The organism is Geminicoccus roseus DSM 18922, from assembly GCF_000427665.1.
Classification (GTDB): Bacteria; Pseudomonadota; Alphaproteobacteria; order Geminicoccales; family Geminicoccaceae; genus Geminicoccus; species Geminicoccus roseus.
Genome location: NZ_KE386572.1, coordinates 5,394,269 through 5,413,269 on the forward strand (window position 1 = coordinate 5,394,269; position 19,001 = coordinate 5,413,269).

Annotated in this window: 12 protein-coding genes, 1 tRNA gene and 1 pseudogene; 9 read left to right on the top strand and 5 right to left on the bottom strand. The window is 59.8% G+C overall.

Annotated features, from left to right (window positions below):
• The first annotated feature begins 204 nt into the window (after positions 1 to 204).
• The 8 genes from GEMRO_RS32115 (at position 205) to GEMRO_RS0126370 (ending at position 12,423) form a co-directional block, all read left to right on the top strand.
• A complete protein-coding gene (locus GEMRO_RS32115) occupies positions 205 to 1,449 on the top strand; it encodes a tyrosine-type recombinase/integrase (RefSeq protein ID WP_035486068.1) in 1,245 nt (414 codons plus the stop codon).
• A gap of 937 nt (positions 1,450 to 2,386) precedes the next feature.
• Positions 2,387 to 2,596: a ribbon-helix-helix domain-containing protein gene (locus GEMRO_RS32120; RefSeq protein ID WP_035486070.1), complete on the top strand. Its 210-nt coding sequence runs from the start codon at positions 2,387 to 2,389 to the stop codon at positions 2,594 to 2,596.
• Positions 2,593 to 4,170: a DNA cytosine methyltransferase gene (locus tag GEMRO_RS33785; RefSeq protein WP_084507673.1), complete on the top strand. Its 1,578-nt coding sequence runs from the start codon at positions 2,593 to 2,595 to the stop codon at positions 4,168 to 4,170. Before GEMRO_RS32120 ends, GEMRO_RS33785 begins: the two co-directional genes overlap by 4 nt.
• Positions 4,171 to 4,844: 674 nt before the next feature.
• Positions 4,845 to 5,264, top strand: coding sequence for a very short patch repair endonuclease (locus GEMRO_RS0126350; RefSeq protein ID WP_035486072.1), 420 nt, complete (start codon positions 4,845 to 4,847; stop codon positions 5,262 to 5,264).
• Positions 5,264 to 6,742, top strand: coding sequence for an ATP-binding protein (locus GEMRO_RS0126355; RefSeq protein ID WP_027136385.1), 1,479 nt, complete (start codon positions 5,264 to 5,266; stop codon positions 6,740 to 6,742). Before GEMRO_RS0126350 ends, GEMRO_RS0126355 begins: the two co-directional genes overlap by 1 nt.
• On the top strand, positions 6,739 to 9,399 hold the full coding sequence (locus GEMRO_RS0126360; protein WP_027136386.1) for a Z1 domain-containing protein: 2,661 nt from the start codon (positions 6,739 to 6,741) through the stop codon (positions 9,397 to 9,399). The genes GEMRO_RS0126355 and GEMRO_RS0126360 overlap by 4 nt, the downstream gene beginning before the upstream one ends.
• Entirely contained in the window at positions 9,392 to 10,360 is a 969-nt protein-coding gene (locus GEMRO_RS0126365) for a PD-(D/E)XK motif protein (RefSeq protein ID WP_027136387.1), read from the top strand. The genes GEMRO_RS0126360 and GEMRO_RS0126365 overlap by 8 nt, the downstream gene beginning before the upstream one ends.
• Positions 10,360 to 12,423, top strand: coding sequence for an AIPR family protein (locus GEMRO_RS0126370; protein ID WP_027136388.1), 2,064 nt, complete (start codon positions 10,360 to 10,362; stop codon positions 12,421 to 12,423). The genes GEMRO_RS0126365 and GEMRO_RS0126370 overlap by 1 nt, the downstream gene beginning before the upstream one ends.
• A gap of 49 nt (positions 12,424 to 12,472) precedes the next feature.
• On the opposite strand, the gene GEMRO_RS33790 is transcribed toward GEMRO_RS0126370, so the two are convergent.
• The 4 genes from GEMRO_RS33790 to GEMRO_RS0126390 form a co-directional block, all read right to left on the bottom strand.
• Positions 12,473 to 12,916, bottom strand: coding sequence for a terminase small subunit (locus tag GEMRO_RS33790; protein WP_169728453.1), 444 nt, complete (start codon positions 12,914 to 12,916; stop codon positions 12,473 to 12,475).
• 1,081 nt (positions 12,917 to 13,997) lie between these two features.
• A complete protein-coding gene (locus GEMRO_RS0126380; protein ID WP_027136389.1) occupies positions 13,998 to 15,926 on the bottom strand; it encodes an AAA family ATPase in 1,929 nt (642 codons plus the stop codon).
• A complete protein-coding gene (locus GEMRO_RS0126385; RefSeq protein WP_084507676.1) occupies positions 15,923 to 16,222 on the bottom strand; it encodes a helix-turn-helix domain-containing protein in 300 nt (99 codons plus the stop codon). The genes GEMRO_RS0126380 and GEMRO_RS0126385 overlap by 4 nt, the downstream gene beginning before the upstream one ends.
• 1,206 nt (positions 16,223 to 17,428) lie before the next feature.
• Positions 17,429 to 17,505: transfer RNA gene (locus GEMRO_RS0126390), tRNA-Pro, on the bottom strand.
• Positions 17,506 to 17,624: 119 nt separating this feature from the next.
• Between GEMRO_RS0126390 and GEMRO_RS0126400 the strand changes: the two genes are divergently transcribed.
• Positions 17,625 to 18,524: a heme-dependent oxidative N-demethylase family protein gene (locus GEMRO_RS0126400; protein ID WP_027136391.1), complete on the top strand. Its 900-nt coding sequence runs from the start codon at positions 17,625 to 17,627 to the stop codon at positions 18,522 to 18,524.
• Positions 18,525 to 18,632: 108 nt separating this feature from the next.
• On the opposite strand, the pseudogene GEMRO_RS36050 reads toward GEMRO_RS0126400, so the two are convergent.
• Positions 18,633 to 18,998, bottom strand: a pseudogene (locus tag GEMRO_RS36050) (GNAT family N-acetyltransferase); the annotation flags it as partial.
• Positions 18,999 to 19,001: the final 3 nt, after the last annotated feature.

Below are 19,001 nucleotides of genomic sequence, written 5' to 3' on the forward strand. Positions count from 1 at the left end.
CATGCTTACGGCTGTGATTGCAGAAGCATTTCGCCCGTCCAGGGCAGAAGCAGACGACGTGTCCGCCGCTGCCTGAGGGCGGGACATCAACGCAGCGCTCCTACAGCTTGGCGCTGTGTTCACTCCGCCGTCCAATCAGCATCTGGCAGCGGGGTGGTTCAGCAAGCTGGCCAGCGCATCAGCCTAACGCGACAGGGACGGTACATGCCTACGAAGCTCACCCCAGCTTTCATCAAGGCGATTGAAGCGCCTGCCAGTGGCAATCGCATTGAGTGGGACACGGTCGAGCGCGGGCTTGGCCTGCGCATCACTGCGTCCGGCCATCGCTCCTTCGTGCTGCGCTACGTGGTGGACGGCCGAGAGAGGCGCATGACCCTGGGCGAGTATCCCGCGCTGTCGCTCTCCGTTGCCCGCCAGATGGCCAGCGAGCGGAAGGGTGAGGTCATCAAGGGTGCCGATCCCCTTGATGCCAGGAAGGCCGCCAGGGACGCGCTGACAGTGGCGGAGCTGATCGCGCGCTATCTCGACGCACCGAAGAACCGCGGCCTGTCACCCCGAACCCTAGTCGAGCGCAAGCGCTATCTGAACATCACTGCCAAGCCTTTGCATCGGCTCGCGGCCGAGCGGGTGGGCCGTGCGGACGTGGCTGCACTGTTCATGGACATTGCCAAGGAAAACGGCCCGATCGCTGCCAACCGCGCGCGAGCAACGCTCTCTGCCATGTTCGCCTGGGCCATCGCCCAGGGCCTCGTCCAGGCGAACCCGATCCAGGGTACGGCCAAACCCGGTGAAGAGAAGAGCCGGGACCGCATCCTTTCTCCGGACGAGCTCCGTACGATCTGGCAGGCTTGCGGTGACGACGATCATGGCCGCATCGTCCAGCTCCTGCTCCTGACCGGCCAGCGCCGCGAGGAGATCGGCGGCATGCGCTGGTCCGAGCTCGATCTGGACGCTGGCCTCTGGTCCTTGCCTGCTGCACGGACGAAGAACGGCCGCTCGCACGACGTGCCGCTCTGCGATGCGGCGATCAAGATCCTGGAGCGCGTCGAGCACCGCCCCAAGCGCGATCTCGTCTTCGGCACAGGTAGCGGCCCGTTCTCCGGCTGGTCGCGCTGCAAGGAACGCCTGGACCGCCGCATCGCACTGTCACGCGCCAAGGCTGCCGGGCGTGACACGTCGACCAATGAAGACCGGCTGACTCCCTGGGTTCTGCACGACCTGCGCCGTACGCTCGTCACCGGCATGGCCGAACTCGGCATCGTCCCGCACGTGATCGAAGCCGTCGTGAACCATATCTCGGGTCATAAGAGCGGCGTCGCAGGGGTCTACAATCGTGCGACCTATGCTTCCGAGAAGCGCGCGGCGCTGGCGCGCTGGGGAACTCATGTTGAAGTGATGCTCTTAAGCGGTCTGCGGAAGATCGTTCCCTTACGTCGTGCCGCCGGCTGAACGGGCAGCCCTCGTTCCTGTTAAAGTTCAATCCCATCGCACTAGCTCATCTCAGGGTCACCCCCAGATCGAGAAGTGCCGGCCGCCGCACAGGACTCGGCACCGAGTCCGGCGCCGGGCCAACAAAGCGATCATCTGGCGTTACCAGAACAGGACGAACTGGCGCAGCCTGCCGTGTCGGTTCGAGGCATGGTAGATGGCGGCCCAGATCTTCATCCGTCAGGGCGAGCTTGGCATCTGGCTGCGGCTGCTGACGATGGCACAGGAGCAGCGCGTGCAATTGGACATGACCCGCCAGAAAAGGGGGCGGTAGAGTCCGATGCCCTGCGGGTGAGGCATTTAGCCGATCTCGCGGTGGCTAAGGCACCAAAGCCTGTGTGGTCGCCGACAGCGTTAGCCGTGCCATCGCCATCAACCTGGCACTCAGGCGAGCGTATAAACTGTCTCAAGCGGTCGGCCTGCTGGATCGTCCGCGGGATGTGCTGCACGGAGAGCTACACCCGCCACACCTTCCGCAAGCAGATCTGGAACCTGAGCAGCTGACCGGCGATTCCTCTGCAGCGGCACGAGGCGCCAGTCGCCTGTCCTGCTTGGATCTATACCAACCGCAAGCGCATCGAGCAATTCTTGGGCTGGCTCGCGGAATGGTAAGGCATCGCTATAAACGGAGGGCCGCCCCTCTTCATGGACGTGCTCCGCCTCGGTGTGGCTCTCGATTGGCTCAGGAGCTGCATCGATCTAGCATCGGCCGGCTCCGCCCGGAGAGCATGAAGACTCGAAATGCTTCCGGCTTGTGAGCCGGCACTGACGCCCACCAGACACTCCCGGTCAAATATGGCTGTACCCTGATCGCCAGCACGCAGGGTGCAGCGGCATTAGTGGTGCAAATTGCACCATAGTGGCGTAAGGTCGATGCAGGCTTCATACGGATCATGTCATGCCCTCTGTAGGCAAGAAAACAGTGCGCACCTCAGTTATCCTGCCCGCGGACGCCCATGCCCAGATCCAGGCCCTAGCTGATGCCAGCAATGTCTCGGCCGCGTGGGTGATCCGCGCTGCCATTTTACGTTTTCTGGAAGAACATGGCGGTGAGCAGAGCGAGTTGCCCCTGCGGCTGCCCAAGGTGAAGAAGGCAGCCCGCATATGAACCCGATCACAATCAAGGAGAAGCTTGCCCGCCTGCGGGCGGGCGGTAAGCCGAGGGTGCTGGATCTGTTCGCAGGCTGCGGCGGCCTCTCGCTGGGTTTTCAGGCTGCTGGATTTGCTCCATGTGCCGCCGTCGAGTTCGATACGGATGCAGCGCGCTCGCATGGTCTCAACTTCCATGGCGGCGACCCGAAGCACAGCAAGGCGCGAGACATTATCACGACCCACCCGGAGGATCTGGCTGCAGAGTTGGAGCTCGGTCCGGTCGCCACGGCCGTTGATGTCATCGTGGGTGGCCCGCCTTGCCAGGCATTCGCGCGCGTCGGTCGGCCAAAGCTCCGCGAGATCGACGCCCATCCCTTAGCCTTCGTTCATGATTCTCGCGCGCAGCTTTATCTGGAGTATCTGCGTTATGTGGATGCCTTCCAGCCGCTGGCTGTACTGGTCGAGAACGTCCCGGACGTCCTCAACCATGGCGGCCAGAACATTGCAGAGGAAATCTGTGAGGTACTGGAAGAGAAGGGATACATCAGCAGCTACACGTTGCTAAATGCTGCCTTCTATGGCGTGCCGCAGATGCGCGAGCGCATGTTCCTCATCGCTTACCGGCGTGAGGTTGCCGACCGTATCATCTTCCCGGCCCCGACCCACTGGCTGGTGCTGCCGCAAGGATATCAAGGATCACGGGCAGTTGCGCTGAAGATGCTCAACGCTTCGCCACTCCTGAAAGCACATAATTATCATGAGCCTCCGGTTGCTGATCCGAGGCTCGCCCCAGCCGTGACGGCTGAACAGGCGATCGGCGACTTGCCGCCGATTTTTGCCCGGGATGAGCTGCGAGCCGGTAGGCTTCGCCGAGGTGCTCGGCGATTCGATCTACCGGTTCCCTACGATCCGCGGCGCATTCCTTCTGCCTATGCGCAGCTGACGCGCTCCTGGACCAGCTTCGAGGCGCCAGAAGACGGGCTGCGGGATCATGTCATTCGCTATCTGCCACGCGACTATGAACTGTTTGCTCGGCTCAACCCGGGCGACCAGTATCCGCAGGCTTGGCGGCAGGCGATGAACATGCTTGCGGAGAAAGTGGCCGAACTGCGCCGGCAGGGCCGGATAGTGCGGAAGGGGTCGGAGGAGTACGTGCGGCTGCGTGATGCGATTGTACCGCCATACGACGCCGGCAAGTTCCCGAATAAATGGCGGAAGATGTGCTGCGACCAACCGGCGCGCACGCTGATGGCCCATCTCGGAAAGGACAGTTACAGCCATATTCACTACGACAGCGAGCAAGCCCGCACGATCTCGGTGCGGGAGGCGGCCCGGCTGCAATCCTTTCCAGATGGCTTCGTCTTCTGTGGAACAATGAATCCAGCCTTCCGCCAGATCGGCAATGCTGTGCCGCCCCTCATGGCAAAGGCGCTCGCTACAACCATTGCCCGCACTCTATCTCAACAAATTGATTTCGGAACCCAACCCAGACGCCGTCACGAAGCGGCCGAGCATCCCTCAACACCCCGTCGGACGCACAGCATTAGTGCTGTTGCTCGTTTGGTACAGTCAGCGTCCAAACACCGTTAAGGCCGGCGATTGCTGTGATGGCTCATCGGCTTAGAAGCCAATTGTCACGCACCTAACGACCGATGTGCCGCCACCAGACTGCAGCTTGCGCCTCCATTCCAGAGAGGCGGTGGCAGCTTGTCAAAGGGCCGTTCTAGCCATTACGTTAACGGATGTTTATAACATTTAATGTTATGTGAATGGTGCCTCCCCCCACACAAAGACCGTGGCCGCTTCGGCGTCTGGATTGACAGTTCTCGCGCCAAGTGTGTGCCGCCCCAAAAAGCATCGACCCAAACTGGGGGCACGAGTTGTTGAGAGGTCGTGAAGCGGCAGTAACTACCCACTAAACACCAACATGATCGCTTGGCGTAAGGCAGTTCTTACGGACGTAGTGAGTTTAGAAATAAAAGCTTGAAATCGGGGACAGGCGATGTTGGTACGCGCCAACCGTAGAAGATATTTGAAACGTAGGAGCAATGAATTTAAATCAATAGATCTGTACCCAAATACATATAATAATGAATGTTTTATGCCGGGCTTATTTTTAAATAGTCTTTGCATTGGGGATGGTTCATGGCGCGCTTCGGACGGCCCCGCTCGTCGTAGATGTCGGAATGTCGTTTCGCTCCAACTTGACGGGTTTTCGCTCCAGACGCTGCTGATCCACTCGACCTCGCCAGGGGGGGGCGGTGATGGCTGACACGCTCACCAGCGAGCGACGGAGCTGGAACATGTCGCGCATCAAGGGCAGGAACACCGGCCCGGAGCTGCGATTGCGCTCGCTTCTGCACAGGGCGGGGTTTCGTTTTCGGCTTCATGCGAAGGAGCTGCCGGGTCGACCTGATCTCGTTCTGCCGAAATATCGGACCGCGATCTTCGTCCATGGCTGTTTCTGGCATAGGCACTCCGGTTGCAGGAACACCACCATGCCTTCAACGCGTCGGGAGTTCTGGCAGAAGAAGTTCGACAGTAATGTCAGTCGCGATGCACACAATCGGACCGAGCTGGAGGCTACCGGCTGGACGGTCCTGACGGTCTGGGAATGCGAGCTGAAGGCGGATGCTGAGGGCGTTGTTCGCCGCCTTTCGCGCGAACTGCGGAAGGATGGCTGATGGCGAGATCCCATCATCTTCCGCCGAGCGCCGCCAGTCTGACCGCTTCTCTTCGCGATCTGGGCTATTCGCTGGAAACAGCGATTGCAGACCTGATCGACAACAGCATCTCGGCCCACGCTACCGACATTCAAGTTTTCTGCGACATGAGCCGCAGTTCGCCGGTTCTCGTCATCGCCGACAACGGGCGGGGCATGGCGGAAGCCGAAGTGATCGCAGCCATGCGCCATGGCGCAACCGGCCCGCGCAAGAAGCGTGGGCCGAACGACCTCGGCCGCTTCGGATTGGGACTCAAGACCGCATCGTTCTCACAATGCCGCCGGCTGACTGTAGTGAGCGCCACGAACGGCAAATGTGCTGGTGCGGAATGGAACTTGGCTCAGGTCGAGGAGGATGATGATTGGTTCATCGCCATTCTCGACCCTGAGGAGATCAAGGAACAGCCTTTCTCTGAAACGCTGAGCGACAACGGCACGCTGGTCATCTGGCGCGAACTCGACCGGCTCTTCGAGGACGAGGTCGGGCAGAAGCGAGATGAAATCGTCAACGAAAAGCTCACGGTTGTGGAAAGGCATCTGTCGTTGGTGTTCCACCGCTTTTTAGCCGGTGAGATAAAAGGCCGAAAGAAACTGACAATTCGTATCAATGGCCATCCGATAACGCCGTTCGATCCCTTCTGCCGGAAGAATATGGCGACGCAGATGCTCCCCGAGGACATCGTCTGGGTGGATGACGCGGCCATTTCAATGCAGCCCTACATCCTGCCACACCACAGCCGGCTCTCCGCCTCCGAGTACGACTACTACCAGGACCGCAGCGACTTCATCTCCAACCAAGGGGCTTACGTCTATCGGAACGGCCGACTGATGGCTTGGGGCGACTGGTTCCGGCTTATACCAAAAGGCGAAGCAACGAAACTCGCCCGGGTGCAGATCGATTTTCCCAACAGCCTGGACGAAGCCTGGACCATTGACATCAAGAAGTCCCGCGCACGCCCACCGCATGCTGTGCGGGAGCGGCTACGCCAGATCATCGCCAAGATCACTGCCCGCAGTGTGACAGTGCACCGGGGGAGAGGGCAGAAGCTGTTTCAAGAGAGCCAGGCTCCGCTCTGGGAGCGTTACGCGGATCACGGCGGAATCCGTTTTGCAATCAACTCGCAGCATCCGCTCATCACATCACTGAGCACCAGACTGTCATCCGAAGACGCCTCCTCCCTTCGTGTGCTTCTTGACTCGATCGCGGCGTCCCTGCCGATCGAGATGATATACTCGGACTACTCGACACACCCGCGCCAAGTGAACTCAGCTGTAGCGGATGAAGATCAGGCGCTCGACCGCCTGAGACGCCTCAAGTATGCACTATATGGAGACGGGCCGTGTGACCCTAAGACGTTTCTTCAGATCGTGCGCTCAACGCACCTCGTCGAAGACCAGATTAAGATAGCAGAAAAATTCGTCAGTGAGGCCTTTGCATGAGCGCGATCACCATTACCGAAGAACGGAATATTGCCAACGCGCTCATTTCAGGCCTTGCCAATCTGGCGGAGACACCCACACGCGAGCAGGTTGAGGAAAAAGCCAAGCAAATCGCCGCGATCTTCGGCTACACCGGCGATCTTCGAAACATCACCACCGAAGCGATGATTTCGGTCGACACGCGCATGGGCGCCGGCGTCTCGCTGGTTGATGTCACCGCGAAGCATGACGATCAATGGGTCCACAAGCGGGAGGATGTCACGTGGACCTATGCGGACGCCTACGAGAACTTCCTGCTTAAGGAGGGCTGGCCGCCCCGGATGGTGCAGTCACTGAGCGACGTGACCACCCGCATCCTTGGACATCTGCAGGACCCCTTGAGCGAGGGCACGACTTGGAGCCGCCGCGGCCTTGTCATCGGCCACGTGCAGTCCGGCAAGACGGCCAACTACACGGGCCTGATCGCGAAGGTGGCCGACGCCGGCTACAAGTTCATTATCGTGATTGCCGGTATCCATAACAACCTGCGCAAGCAGACACAGGAGCGCATCGACGAGGCCTTCATCGGCCGGTCAAGCGATCCTGATGACCGCAGGAAAATCGGCGTTGGTCTTGCCGCCGGCTATCCGAATCCGGCAACCCTCACCAATATCAACGAGGACTTCAACAAGAACACCGCAGCTAAGAGCGGTTGGACGATCAATGATTTCAGCAAGCCGATCATTCTGGTCATCAAGAAGAACGTCACGACCCTGACCGCGCTTCATAAATGGCTTAAGGCGCTTAACACTGAAGGTGACGGTCGGATCTCCGATGTGCCAATGTTGCTGATTGACGACGAGGCAGACAATGCATCGATTAACACCAACAAGGAGGATATCGACCCGACTCGCACGAACGCCATGATCCGCAACATTCTCGGGCTCTTCGCGAAATCCTGCTATGTCGGTTATACGGCAACCCCATTCGCCAACATCTTCATCAATCCCGACGGCTATGATGAGAAAGTGCGGGAGGAACTATTTCCCAGGGATTTCATCTACTGCCTGGACGCACCGACGACATATTTCGGTGCCGAAAAGGTGTTTCTCAATGAAGAAACCAGCCAGTCGATCGTCAAGTCGATCGACGACTGTGAAGATTTCATCCCCTATGCACACAAGCGCGACGGGTCAATCCCAGAATTGCCACCCAGCCTCTACCATGCACTCGACAAGTTCATCGTCGCTCGCGCTATCCGCAACCTGCGCGGGCAGACAAACAAGCACTGTTCTATGATGATCAACGTGTCGCGCTTTGTTCCGGTACAGAAGGCCGTTCGCGACTTCATCAGCCTGCGCGAGAAGAAGATCAGGGAAGCGGTCCGCGCCAATTACATGATGCCGGAATCTATTTCCTCGGCGAACACATACATGCAGGGCCTGAAGCGGGCCTTCGAAACTGAGTATGCCAATGCCGGCTTCACTTGGTCTGAATTGAAACTCGCGCTAAACGACGTGTTCGTCCACCTCCGCCTGTTTGTCATCAACAGCAAGAGCGACGAAGCTCTCGACTACACGAAATACGAAAAGGAGGGGACAGGGCTAACCGCGATTGCGGTCGGCGGCCTTAGCCTGTCGCGCGGTCTGACCATTGAGGGTCTAACCGTCAGCTACATGTACCGCAACACCAAGATGTACGACACGCTAATGCAGATGGGCCGCTGGTTCGGCTACCGGCCAGGCTTTGACGATCTCTGCCGCGTCCACCTCTCGCGCGACTCAATTAACTGGTATTCTCACATCGCCGAGGCTGCCGAAGAACTTGTCCAACAGGTAAAGCGGATGAGACGGGACGGTCTGAGTCCGAAGGATTTCGGCCTCTACGTTCGCTCACATCCCGATAGCCTTCTGATCACCGCCTCGAACAAGATGAGATCAGCTCAAGAAGTCACAGTCGAACAGAGCTTCAGCGGACGTTTAAGGGAGAGCTACATCCTCTCAACCGACCCAGAGGTCAATGCCAGGAACATCAGTCTGATAACCCAGTATTGGAAGGCCGGTTTTGGCGGGCGTCTGGAGGAGGATACGGGGAAAGGCTTCATCTTCAGGGACGTGTCAATCAGGATCATTGAGGATTTTCTAGCGAAGTTTGAGTGCCATTCAACTTTCGCAGGCCAGAAATCAGATGTGGTGAACTATCTGGAAAGGATCGCGGCGAAGCATCCTTTAGCTGATGTTCTCCTTATCTCCCCTGAGGGAGGCTCCGGCGATGGCAAATCGTTAACACTGCGAAACCAGATGCGCGTCGTCGGCAAGGACCAGCCGAGCGGAACGTCATGGCGCCTAAACAAGGATAGGGTGGCTTCCCGCGGGGATGAGAAACTCGGGCTGAGTGAACCGCAGAAAAAGGAGGCTGAGAAACTGGCCAGCGGAGAAGACGGAACAGGGGCAGTTTCAGATACGCACTACAGAATGGTTCGCAACAAGCCACTCCTCATGGTCCACAGCATTGAACCTAAGGGAGAGGCCTTGACAGGGCCGATACCCGCCTTTGGTGTCAGCTTTCCCTACGGGGACTACGCCACGACTATCACTGTTGTTGTGAACAAGGTCTGGCTCCAGCAGATGCAGGGTTACACGGACGATCCCGACGAGGAGGAGGATTACGATGCCTGACTCCTCACCATGGGATCGCATTGTAATTCCTGGAGCGAACTTCAACGTTCGTCAGGTCGCGAGCGACACGGCTGTGCCTTGCTTCTGGGGAAGGGATATAAGTGGCGCTTGCCTCTTCATCGTAGAGCTTCAGGGCGACCACGCGGCGCAGTATCGGAAGAACGCCGTCACTGTGAACGGTGTCAAAGTTGACCTTCGTGTCGGCGATCCGGGGCAGCAGCGACTCGTTCTCGCCCTTGAGAGACAGGTTGACCGCGACCTCTTTGAGGGCCTCTGCCGGACGCTCGCCTCAGCCTTGGAACATGCGACCGATTCTGCAAGTTCACTGGCCATCGCGCTGGTTCATATCCGCCGGTGGAAGACCTTCCTTTCCGGCCGCGGCGGGCAGCGCCTTTCAGCCGAAGAGGTACGTGGTCTGTTCGCTGAACTCAGTTTCCTGCTGGAGCTGATGGATCAGCTGTGTTCATCTGTGATGGCAGTCGAGGCGTGGCTTGGCCCCGAGAAGTTTCATCAGGACTTCATCTTCGGCGATACGGCTGTAGAGATTAAGTCACTGTCAGGCACCGAGCGCAGCACGGTTCGCATTTCTTCTGAAGACCAGCTTGAGTCTCTGAAAGACGCTCTGTTCCTGCGCATGTACCGACTGAGCAATCTGCCCGATGCAACAGGCGCACGATCACTCAATGAGATCGTAGCGACCGTCCAGACAAGGCTGGAGAGAGCTGAGGCAGTTGAGTTGTTCGACCGCAAGCTGGTCGCTCATGGCTATGCGCCACTTCCCGAGTATGACGAGGCGCGATTCGTAGTCAGCGACGTGCTCAATTATCGCGTCCTGGACGATTTCCCACGTCTGATCAGGTCGCAGCTGCCGACCGGCATCACCAGAGCAGCCTACGACATCAGGCTGGAAGCGATCGTACCATATATATGCGACGGCGCGGCCGTCTTCAGGGGGATCTGATGGAACAGAAGATTGAGGAGTTCTTTCACGATTTCCGCCAGGAAATGCTGGCCGAGGCGGAGTCCAGCAGCACCTATCAGCTTGAGGCCTTCATGGAGGCCGTCTCTGACGAACTGATCGAGACTGGCTTCATCGAGGGTTTCGAGCATTGCCATTACCGGGCGCTGCGGGGCATGCGGGTGGACGGCTACTGGTTCAACGACGAAGGTGCGCTCGACATCTTCGTGGCGGACTTTGATTGCCGCCGCGTACTGGAAACGCTGACGCGCAAAGATGTGGATACCGCCTTCAAGCGTGTGGTCAGCTTCTTCACAGCGAGCCTTCAGGGTACGCTGGAACCTGACGTGACTACGCCCGAGTACGGTCTGGTCCGGCAGATCGCCGACCGCCGGGCGATGTTGCGCCAGGTCAACTTCTATCTGGCATCCGAGCGCGTGCTCAGCGACCGCGTTCAGGCCTTTCCAGAGGGCGAGATCGGCGGCATCCGTTCGACCTATCATATCTGGGATATCGCAAGGTTCCAGCGTCAGCGCAGTTCGCGCGGGCACAAGGAACCGCTCAACATCGATTTCTTGGAGATGTTCGGGCATGGCATCAACTGTCTGCCGGCTGATCTCGGATCGGGCTCGTACCAGTCCTATCTGATTGTCATGCCCGGGACGATCCTCGCCACGCTCTACGACAAATACAGCGCGCGCTTGCTGGAGCAGAATGTGCGCACCTTCCTTCAGGCTCGGGCGCAGGTGAACAAGGGCATTCGGGCGACCATACTGAACGAGCCTAATATGTTCTTCGCCTATAACAACGGCATCACGGCCACGGCTCAAGAGGTTGAGACGCTTGCAACTGATGGCGGGCTGCAGATCGTCCGTATGAGCGATCTTCAGATCGTGAACGGGGGGCAGACAACCGCTTCGCTCTTCCATACCCAGCGCCGCGACAAGGCCGACCTCTCACCTATTTTCGTGCAAATGAAGCTGTCGGTCATCGACAATGAACAGAGCGAGATGGTTGTTCCTCGTATCTCGGAGTATGCCAATACGCAGAACCGGGTGAACGCGGCGGACTTCTTTTCCAATCACCCTTTCCATGTCCGTATGGCCGAGTTCTCCCGGCGCATCTGGGCTCCAGCCCAGCAAGGTGAGCAGCGCGAGACGAAGTGGTTCTACGAACGGGCTCGGGGCCAGTACGTGGACGGGCAGTCGAAGCTCACACCCGCCGAACAGAAGCGATTTAAGGTGGAGTACCCACAGAAGCAGATGTTTACGAAGACTGATCTTGCCAAATTCGAGAATGTCTTCGACGATCACCCCAAGTCGGTTAATCTTGGTAGCCAGAAAAATTTTGCCCGCTATGCTGCTCGAATAGGCAAGGAATGGGACAAGTCGTCGGATCACTTTAACGAATTGTATTTCCGGCAAGCGATTGCTCGCGGCATCCTGTTCCGTAGTACCGAGAAGCTGGTCTCGGCGCAGCCATGGTACAATGGCGGCTATCGTGCGAACATAGTGAGCTACACGCTCTCCGTGCTGGGAGAGATTGCAAAGCGCCGGAAGGCCGTGGTGGACTACCAGCGTATCTGGATGATGCAGGCCATCGACGATGTGCTTTTGCATGCACTTTCCGTCATTGCTAAAGAAGTCAACGACGTTATCATCCGTCCTCCTCATGGCATCTCCAATATTTCCGAATGGTGCAAGAAGGACAGTTGCTGGGCGCAACTGGTGGAACAAGTCGATAATATTGCCGAGCTGTTGTCCGAGGAGTTCTGGTTGAACCTTGCCTCTGTTGAGGGCAACCGGCACGAAGCAAAGACAGCACGGCAGGTTCAGAAGATAGACAACGGAATTGAAGCTCAGCGCCAAGTGATCGACATTCCATCGACCACTTGGCGGGCTCTACGCGAGCAAATGAACGCGAAGCGGCTGCTAACACCGAAGGAGATAGGAATAATGAATGTGGCCGCTCAGATGCCGAGCAAAATTCCTACCGAAAGTCAGTCACGCGTACTTATAAGTATTTTAGAGAAAGTCCAGGCGGAAGGCTTGACAATTCCGAAATAGTTTAACCTGGATGGCCGTCGGATTAAGAAGTCATATTGCTTCAGACTGGCTACGACTGTAGCACCGGCACCGCACGGTCTGCAGCATCATGCTCGGCTTCATTGATCAGAGCTCGCAATTCATCGATGCTCATCTCCTTCAACGATTTAGGCTGATCATCCGTGAGTTGCACAGGCATGGCGGCTATCCCTGCCCGATCGAGTATGGTCTTAGCAGCATCCAGCCGCACCTTCTTCGGTGCGGTCTCATCGTCCACGAGCGCTTCGAGGTACCGCACTGCCTTTCCCGCGAGACTCAGTGATATCTGGTCGCGAATCGCCTGCCGTACAGCAGCGATAATATGAGGCTTTTCAAGTAGCTGCCGACCAATTTCCCCCGCACTATTTACGGAGTATCCAGCAATCCGGGCAGCAGCGCTCGCATTACCGATAGCGTCGGGTGTGCTGGTATATGCGACGACGAAGCTTGCTTGCTTCTCGGTAAGCTCAGCCATCTTAAGGTCTCCACTGGATGTTGGCAGCCGGCGCTGCCTGCCTCTCGGCCAGGTCAGGAGGTCGAGGCAGCCGCGCAAATAGGCGATCTGGCGGCTGTAGGAGCGCATCTAGCCTTGTGGGCTGGTGAGGCACCGAAGCCATGCGTCCCACTATGCGCCCTCTCTGACTGCCGGATAGACCGAGCAATGATCGGGACAAAGAGGAGCCGCCCTAGTCGGATGCAAGGGCGTGACTTGGTGGCCTCGCCTTCGCCGGCGCAACTCGACAGGGAGGCGCCAGGACTGGTCTCGATCCGGATGCCTCTCCAAGTCGATCAAGCCGCTTGCTTGTACGCGTACCGCTTCTCAGGCCGCCTATTGCTAAGGGCCAGCGGCATCTCCGAACACACGCGAACTCGACCAGAGCCGGGCGGGAAGCGCCGCTCGTGCTTTACCAAGGCATCGACGACATCGTCTCCGGGAGCCGTCGGCCAAATCGTGAAGACGGCTCGACCAGAAGCGGTGGCTTCGGCTAGCATTCCATAGTCCATTCGCATGTCTCCTTATGTGGGATTGAGGAGTATTCCAGCATGCATCATCAAGATTGGATATATACTTACTGTATTCTAAACCGATTTTCAATATTATTCGGATATGTTTCCGTCTTTACTTATCACACCGCGCTCCTATTCTACTGACTCATACAGATGGTCGTGCCCTAGACGGAGGGGGTACTCCTACCACAACCTGCGCGTTAGCTGGCGCGCGGAGTGGAGGGAGGATACCTCCTCTCCCGTAGGGAGGGCTTTTCGGCACCGTCTGGTCGATTTGCCTAACATATTGATTTCACTGGCTAAAACCGGTGCCGCCCGAGCTCAAATCAGACGGCACCGTGGCACCCATTGAAATCATTGAGGAATTTGGTTTGAGGCCAATTCTGGCTGGATGGGCGGCACCGGTGCGGATGGATGGCACCGCCCCGATAGTTCACGAAAGAGCAGTGATGATTTCTTGGAGTATTCGATCGGTGCGTGCCGTTGGACGGCACCGGCCTGGCACGGCCATGACACCAGCATTTTGGTGGATGCCGCCTGACCGCGGCTTAAGCGGCGAGAGGCACCTCGGGACTAGGCAGCGCGAGCGCTCCGTCGTCCTGGACGAGCAGCCGGCCAGTGTCGCTCAGGGTGTCGACCAGCGCGCGAACCCGCTTTCGGCTCATTCCCCTCAGTTCCAGGGGTTTCTGCTCCCAAAGACCATGCTTGTTGGTCCGCGTGACCCGCCCGCCTTCAGACAGGAGGCGTCCAACAGCTGCGAGCACGCGTGATGCGTCGTCCTCCACTGCGCTGGTCGAGCCGTTGTCTGCGGCAGCTCGCGCCTTCCTCCGCCCAGAAGAAATCGCGTCTTCAGGTGCCGGAAAGTGACGAAGACTCAGGGCGTCAAACACCAGCGGGTGGCCCTTGGTCTCATCCGGGCAGTCCAGGATGTTCGCCTTGACACGCCCGAACCAGTTCAGGCCTTTCGCCCTGTAGAGGCCCAGGACCATGCGAGGCTCGGCCAGAAAGGCCGTCGATCCCCGAGCACCGTCCTTCAGGTCCGGAAGGCTGCTGAGCGGCCGCCCCGTCTTCTGCGTGTGGTGGATGCCCACCACGGCGCAGCCGGTCTTCTCGGCGAACTGGATGAGGTCGCGTAGTTGCTCGCTGACCGTCGACGAGTCGTTCTCGTTCCCGTCGATGTAGCGCCGCATCGAATCGATGATCAGCAGATGGGGCGCTGGCGGCGTATTGCGCTCGACCATGAACCGAGCCATCCAGCGCTTCAGCGCGGCACGGTCGCCGCCCATGAAGGTCAGATAGTCGGCGGAGCGCCCCAGGCCTCTGGTCAATCGCTCCTCACGCCCACTGAAATCCGCCAGTGCATCCTCTCCCGACCAGTACATCACGCTCCCTTGTTCAGGCCGCGGCGTCACGAGATTGCCCAGCCAAGTCCGCTGTGCTGCCTCGATATCATTTGCAGCAGTTATGGCTGCCAGTTCGTGAAGCACCGTGCTTTTCCCGGTACCGGGCGCTCCGATCAATAGAGTGAGCACCCCGAACGGCACGTATCCGTCGACCAGCCAGCTCCGCCTTTCCACCTCTTGGCGGCCACGGTAGCGCGCCATATTGAGCATCGCGGCAGGATCTTCGCCGATCAGATAGAAGTCTTCCGCCAGCCTATCGAGCTGCGCCTTGGGCACCGCTAGGGACTTCCAGCGTCCCATAGGATCGGGCAGAAAATCCGCTCCGCACAGTTCCCACAGCCGGGTTGTAGTGAAAGGAGCAGAGGCAACGCGCTTCGCATAACGCTCAAGGGGATTTTCCAGGAGGTAGTGGATATTTTGTCCACATCCGTCCCAATCAACATTCGGTTCCTCCGTGTGCGGATCTTCGATCGGCGCAAAGGCGTATATCCCGACATAGCTCTCCCCCTTGCGCTCATCCGACCAGTAGTGAAAGGATGCTTGGATGCCGAGCCTCTGCAGGAATTTGACATGTGCAGCGGCTCCATCAGTCACCCGTCCCAACTTACCCGCCCGTTCTTGCGCCGACCCTTCAAGCTCCGCCATCAGTGCAGAATAAACGAACAGGTTGAGAGGCTTGAGCCGGCCAGGAGGATACCGGTCCAAGCCGTAGTCAAGCCCGTTTTCCGGGTCCGCCTCGTCTTCGGCCCCGTCTTCCTCACCATCATCCTGCCCGTCCTCGCCCCCCTCTTGGTCGAGTTCGTCCGCGTCTCCCTCGTCCTCACGCTCGCCCTGCGCGTTGGGGTCTATCTCGATGAACAGCCCTCCCACTTCGGCCTCCGACAGCGGCCGCGGCAGGACCTCGAGCCACGCCAGCGCATCGTCGAGCGGATAGCATCTCCTGCAGTCGCGCTGCCAGAAGGCCGGGGCTTGCGGGTCGCGCACCGCTGCCCAATAGAGTTCAATCCAGGGCGCTGGATGATAGACGCGAGCCACCGCCGCCAGGGCGTGGAACCAGGCACGATCAGTATTCATCGCCCACCCCTTCCCTGGGCGAGTGCTGCCGCCGGATCGCGCTCTTGAGCGGCGATCCATGTCTCCAGGCTGGTACGTCGATAGAAGACGCTCTTGCCGATCTTCACGCGCGGCGGGCCCTTTCTCCAGACGGCCCACTTTCGCAGCGTCTGCTTCTGAAGGCGGAGGATACGAGCGGTGTCATCCTCGCTCAGCAGATCGGCCATCGACGACATCTGCTCCAATCGAACCCAAGCCTTCGGCGCAAGGGCGCCTTCGGCCTGTGCATCCACAGGCACTGCAATTGCTGACTGCATTGTCAATTTCCCGCAATTGGCAAATCATTGCTAAGAATGATCTACCATAAATTGCCGCTACGGGCAATTTGCGGCCTTGGTATCTCAATGTCTAAAAAATTCTACAAATAACCAGAGACCACTACGTACGTGACGTAGAGGTTTCTGGTAGTTTTACTGAGCTTAGGAGGAAAAAGTGCTCGCAAGTTGCTTACGTTGGGCGCAAACGGTCAGGATTCGCCACCCCTTCTCAACTGATTGATACCGGCGGCATGCGGCAGCCTGTCGCGGGACGACAAGCTCATGTGCGAAGTTTGTCACGTTCGGTAACGAGCATGTAGCCGCTGCCGTGCCGCCACCTCTGTGTGGTCCTCCTCCAAGAGGCGCAGGGTCGTTTCTGGAGGGGTCGGGCGCCGAACGGGCTTTTGCCGTCCAGCGCCTGGTCGTACTCTGGCGGGCAGAATATCCCCTCTATCGAGCGGCTTGAGTTGATGCTGGCGCGGGAACTTTTCAGGCACAAAATAATTTTGTCGGGGCACCAATGAAAATAATCGGACGTGCGCGTTCGCCTCCTCCCCTAGGGGGGTGCGGGCTTCGCCCTCGAAGCGCCTGACTGCCGTCTACCGGGTCGCTGAGCTGGCGCTGCCCTATCCAACTCATCATCATCGCAATGGAGACGCTGCTCAATGCCGTAGCGAGGGGCGGTCGGCTGGTAGGCTGAGTATCGGCCGCAAGAAGAAGTTGCTGCCCATGTCTGGCGCCCCCCTCGCGACTGGATTGGTCGGGCAGGCTAGCACCAATCGACCACACCGGACGGAACTGTACGACTTGGTGGGGTGGCTGCATCGCGAGCAACCGCATGGCAGGCGGCCGATCGAGGCGCACGAAAGTGAGTGCGGCTGGCACTGCACGATCACTGGCCGAGCCAGCAATTCCACGCCACCTTCCATGGGCATGAATGCAGTGACCACAGGTACTGAGCCTATCCAGCACGCTTAAGCGACCCATCACCACCTCAAGCTGGACAGGCCATCCGCGCAGGGGTCCAGTCCGAGCCCCGATACCGCCTCAATCGATAGGAGGGAGGGTTGTGGCTTAGCGACGAACATACCCTTACGACGGGCGTGGGGTCACTTGCGGAGCCAAGCTGCCCTCGTCGGAACGGACACCAAGCGGACATTCACGAATCTTGCGGCGGCCTGAATTCAGCTAACCACTTGATTTCATTGGTCGGGGTGGTCAGATTTGAACTGACGACCCTCTGCTCCCAAAGCAGATGCGCTACCAGGCTGCGCCACACCCCGAGCCCCGGTTCCTGTACGGGAAGACGCGGGCGGCGGCAATGGCGTCGGCAGGAGTGGCGGCAGATGGGGGAGCGGTGGGGCTCGACGGCCACGGGACGGGCGGCTAGGGCTGCTTCTTGATGAGCGATGATCCCCTTCCGTTTCTCGACGGGCCCTGGCGGTTGTCCATGGGGCTGCGGCGGCTGGAGCCGGACGACTGGCTGCGGGTCGACGACGCGCACGACGCGCAGATGCGGCTGCGCGACCGGCTGCTGGCCGAACGGCGGGCCGAAGTGGCCGCGGCGCTGCCCGGCAGCGAGGCGGGGTGCGCGGAGACGCTGGCGCTGCTGCTGGAGTTCCTGCCGGAGCGCTTTCCTGAGCGCTGGACGCGGGACGGCCAGGTGATGGTCGACCGGCGGAACGGGCGGCGGGTGGCGCTGGACGGCGAGCCGCCCCTGGTGATCGCCGGCCGGCTGGTGCAGGAGGACCTGTGCCTGATGCGCAAGGGGCCGGACGGCTACGAACTGTCGGCGGCGGTGTTGTGCTTTCCCTCGCACTGGAGGCTGGCCGAGAAGCTCGGCCGGCCGATGGCCGGGATCCACGCCCCGGTGCCGGCGTTCGGCGAGCGGCTGGGCCCCACGGTCGACCGGTTCATGGCCGGCCTCGACGCCGACCGGCCGGTCTGGCGGGTGAACTGGTCGATCACCGAGACCGACGAGCTGTTCCTACCCGGCGACCGCGCGCAGCGGGCGTTCGACCCGGCGGAGCCGGTCGGCTCCGGCCTGTTCCTGCGCCTCGAACGGCAGACCCTGCGGCGCCTGCCGCAAAGTGGCGACATCCTGTTCACCATCCACACCTCGGTGCGGCCGCTCGGCGATGCGATCGTCCGGCCGGACCACGCCGCCGCCCTGGCCGCCCGGATCCGCGAGATGCCCGAGCGGATGAGCCGCTACAAGGGCTTCCACCTGATGGGAATGCCCCTCCTGGCCTGGCTCGACCGGCTGGCCGCCGCCCAGGTCCGGGTGGCCGCTCCAGGGTAGCAGCACCCCTTCGCCCGGCAGCGGCACGCCGCTCAGGCTGCGGCCCATCAGCCGGGCCGGGTTCTCGCCGGGCATCACCAGGGTCGGCGCCACGATCTCGAATCCGAACTGCCGGTAGTAGTCGGGATCGCCGACCAGGAACACCCAGGGCCAGCCCTGCCGGGCCGCCCGCTCCATGCTGATGGCCATCAGCAGCCGGCCGATGCCCTGGCCGCGGCGGCCGGGATCGATCGCCAGGGGCCCCAGCAGCAGGGCCTTCTCCGCCCCCACCCAGAGCGGCCAGTAGCGGATCGCGCCGACCATGCCGGCCTGCGCGTCCTCGGCGACCAGGCAGAGGCCGTCCACCGGAGCCACGCCGAACCGGTAGCGGTAGGAGACCTTGCGCCGGCGGTCGACTCCGAACGAGAGGTCGAGGAGATGTTCGATGGATGCTGCGTCCAGCGGCCCCTCGGGCCGCACCGACAAGACGGTCATGGG

Bases quoted from the DNA above. Each gene is read 5' to 3' on its own strand.
- GEMRO_RS32115 (WP_035486068.1), top strand. From the start codon at position 205: ATGCCTACGAAGCTCACCCCAGCTTTCATCAAGGCGATTGAAGCGCCT.
- GEMRO_RS32120 (WP_035486070.1), top strand. From the start codon at position 2,387: ATGCCCTCTGTAGGCAAGAAAACAGTGCGCACCTCAGTTATCCTGCCC.
- GEMRO_RS33785 (WP_084507673.1), top strand. From the start codon at position 2,593: ATGAACCCGATCACAATCAAGGAGAAGCTTGCCCGCCTGCGGGCGGGC.
- GEMRO_RS0126350 (WP_035486072.1), top strand. From the start codon at position 4,845: ATGGCTGACACGCTCACCAGCGAGCGACGGAGCTGGAACATGTCGCGC.
- GEMRO_RS0126355 (WP_027136385.1), top strand. From the start codon at position 5,264: ATGGCGAGATCCCATCATCTTCCGCCGAGCGCCGCCAGTCTGACCGCT.
- GEMRO_RS0126360 (WP_027136386.1), top strand. From the start codon at position 6,739: ATGAGCGCGATCACCATTACCGAAGAACGGAATATTGCCAACGCGCTC.
- GEMRO_RS0126365 (WP_027136387.1), top strand. From the start codon at position 9,392: ATGCCTGACTCCTCACCATGGGATCGCATTGTAATTCCTGGAGCGAAC.
- GEMRO_RS0126370 (WP_027136388.1), top strand. From the start codon at position 10,360: ATGGAACAGAAGATTGAGGAGTTCTTTCACGATTTCCGCCAGGAAATG.
- GEMRO_RS33790 (WP_169728453.1), bottom strand. From the start codon at position 12,916: ATGGCTGAGCTTACCGAGAAGCAAGCAAGCTTCGTCGTCGCATATACC.
- GEMRO_RS0126380 (WP_027136389.1), bottom strand. From the start codon at position 15,926: ATGAATACTGATCGTGCCTGGTTCCACGCCCTGGCGGCGGTGGCTCGC.
- GEMRO_RS0126385 (WP_084507676.1), bottom strand. From the start codon at position 16,222: ATGCAGTCAGCAATTGCAGTGCCTGTGGATGCACAGGCCGAAGGCGCC.
- GEMRO_RS0126400 (WP_027136391.1), top strand. From the start codon at position 17,625: ATGAGCGATGATCCCCTTCCGTTTCTCGACGGGCCCTGGCGGTTGTCC.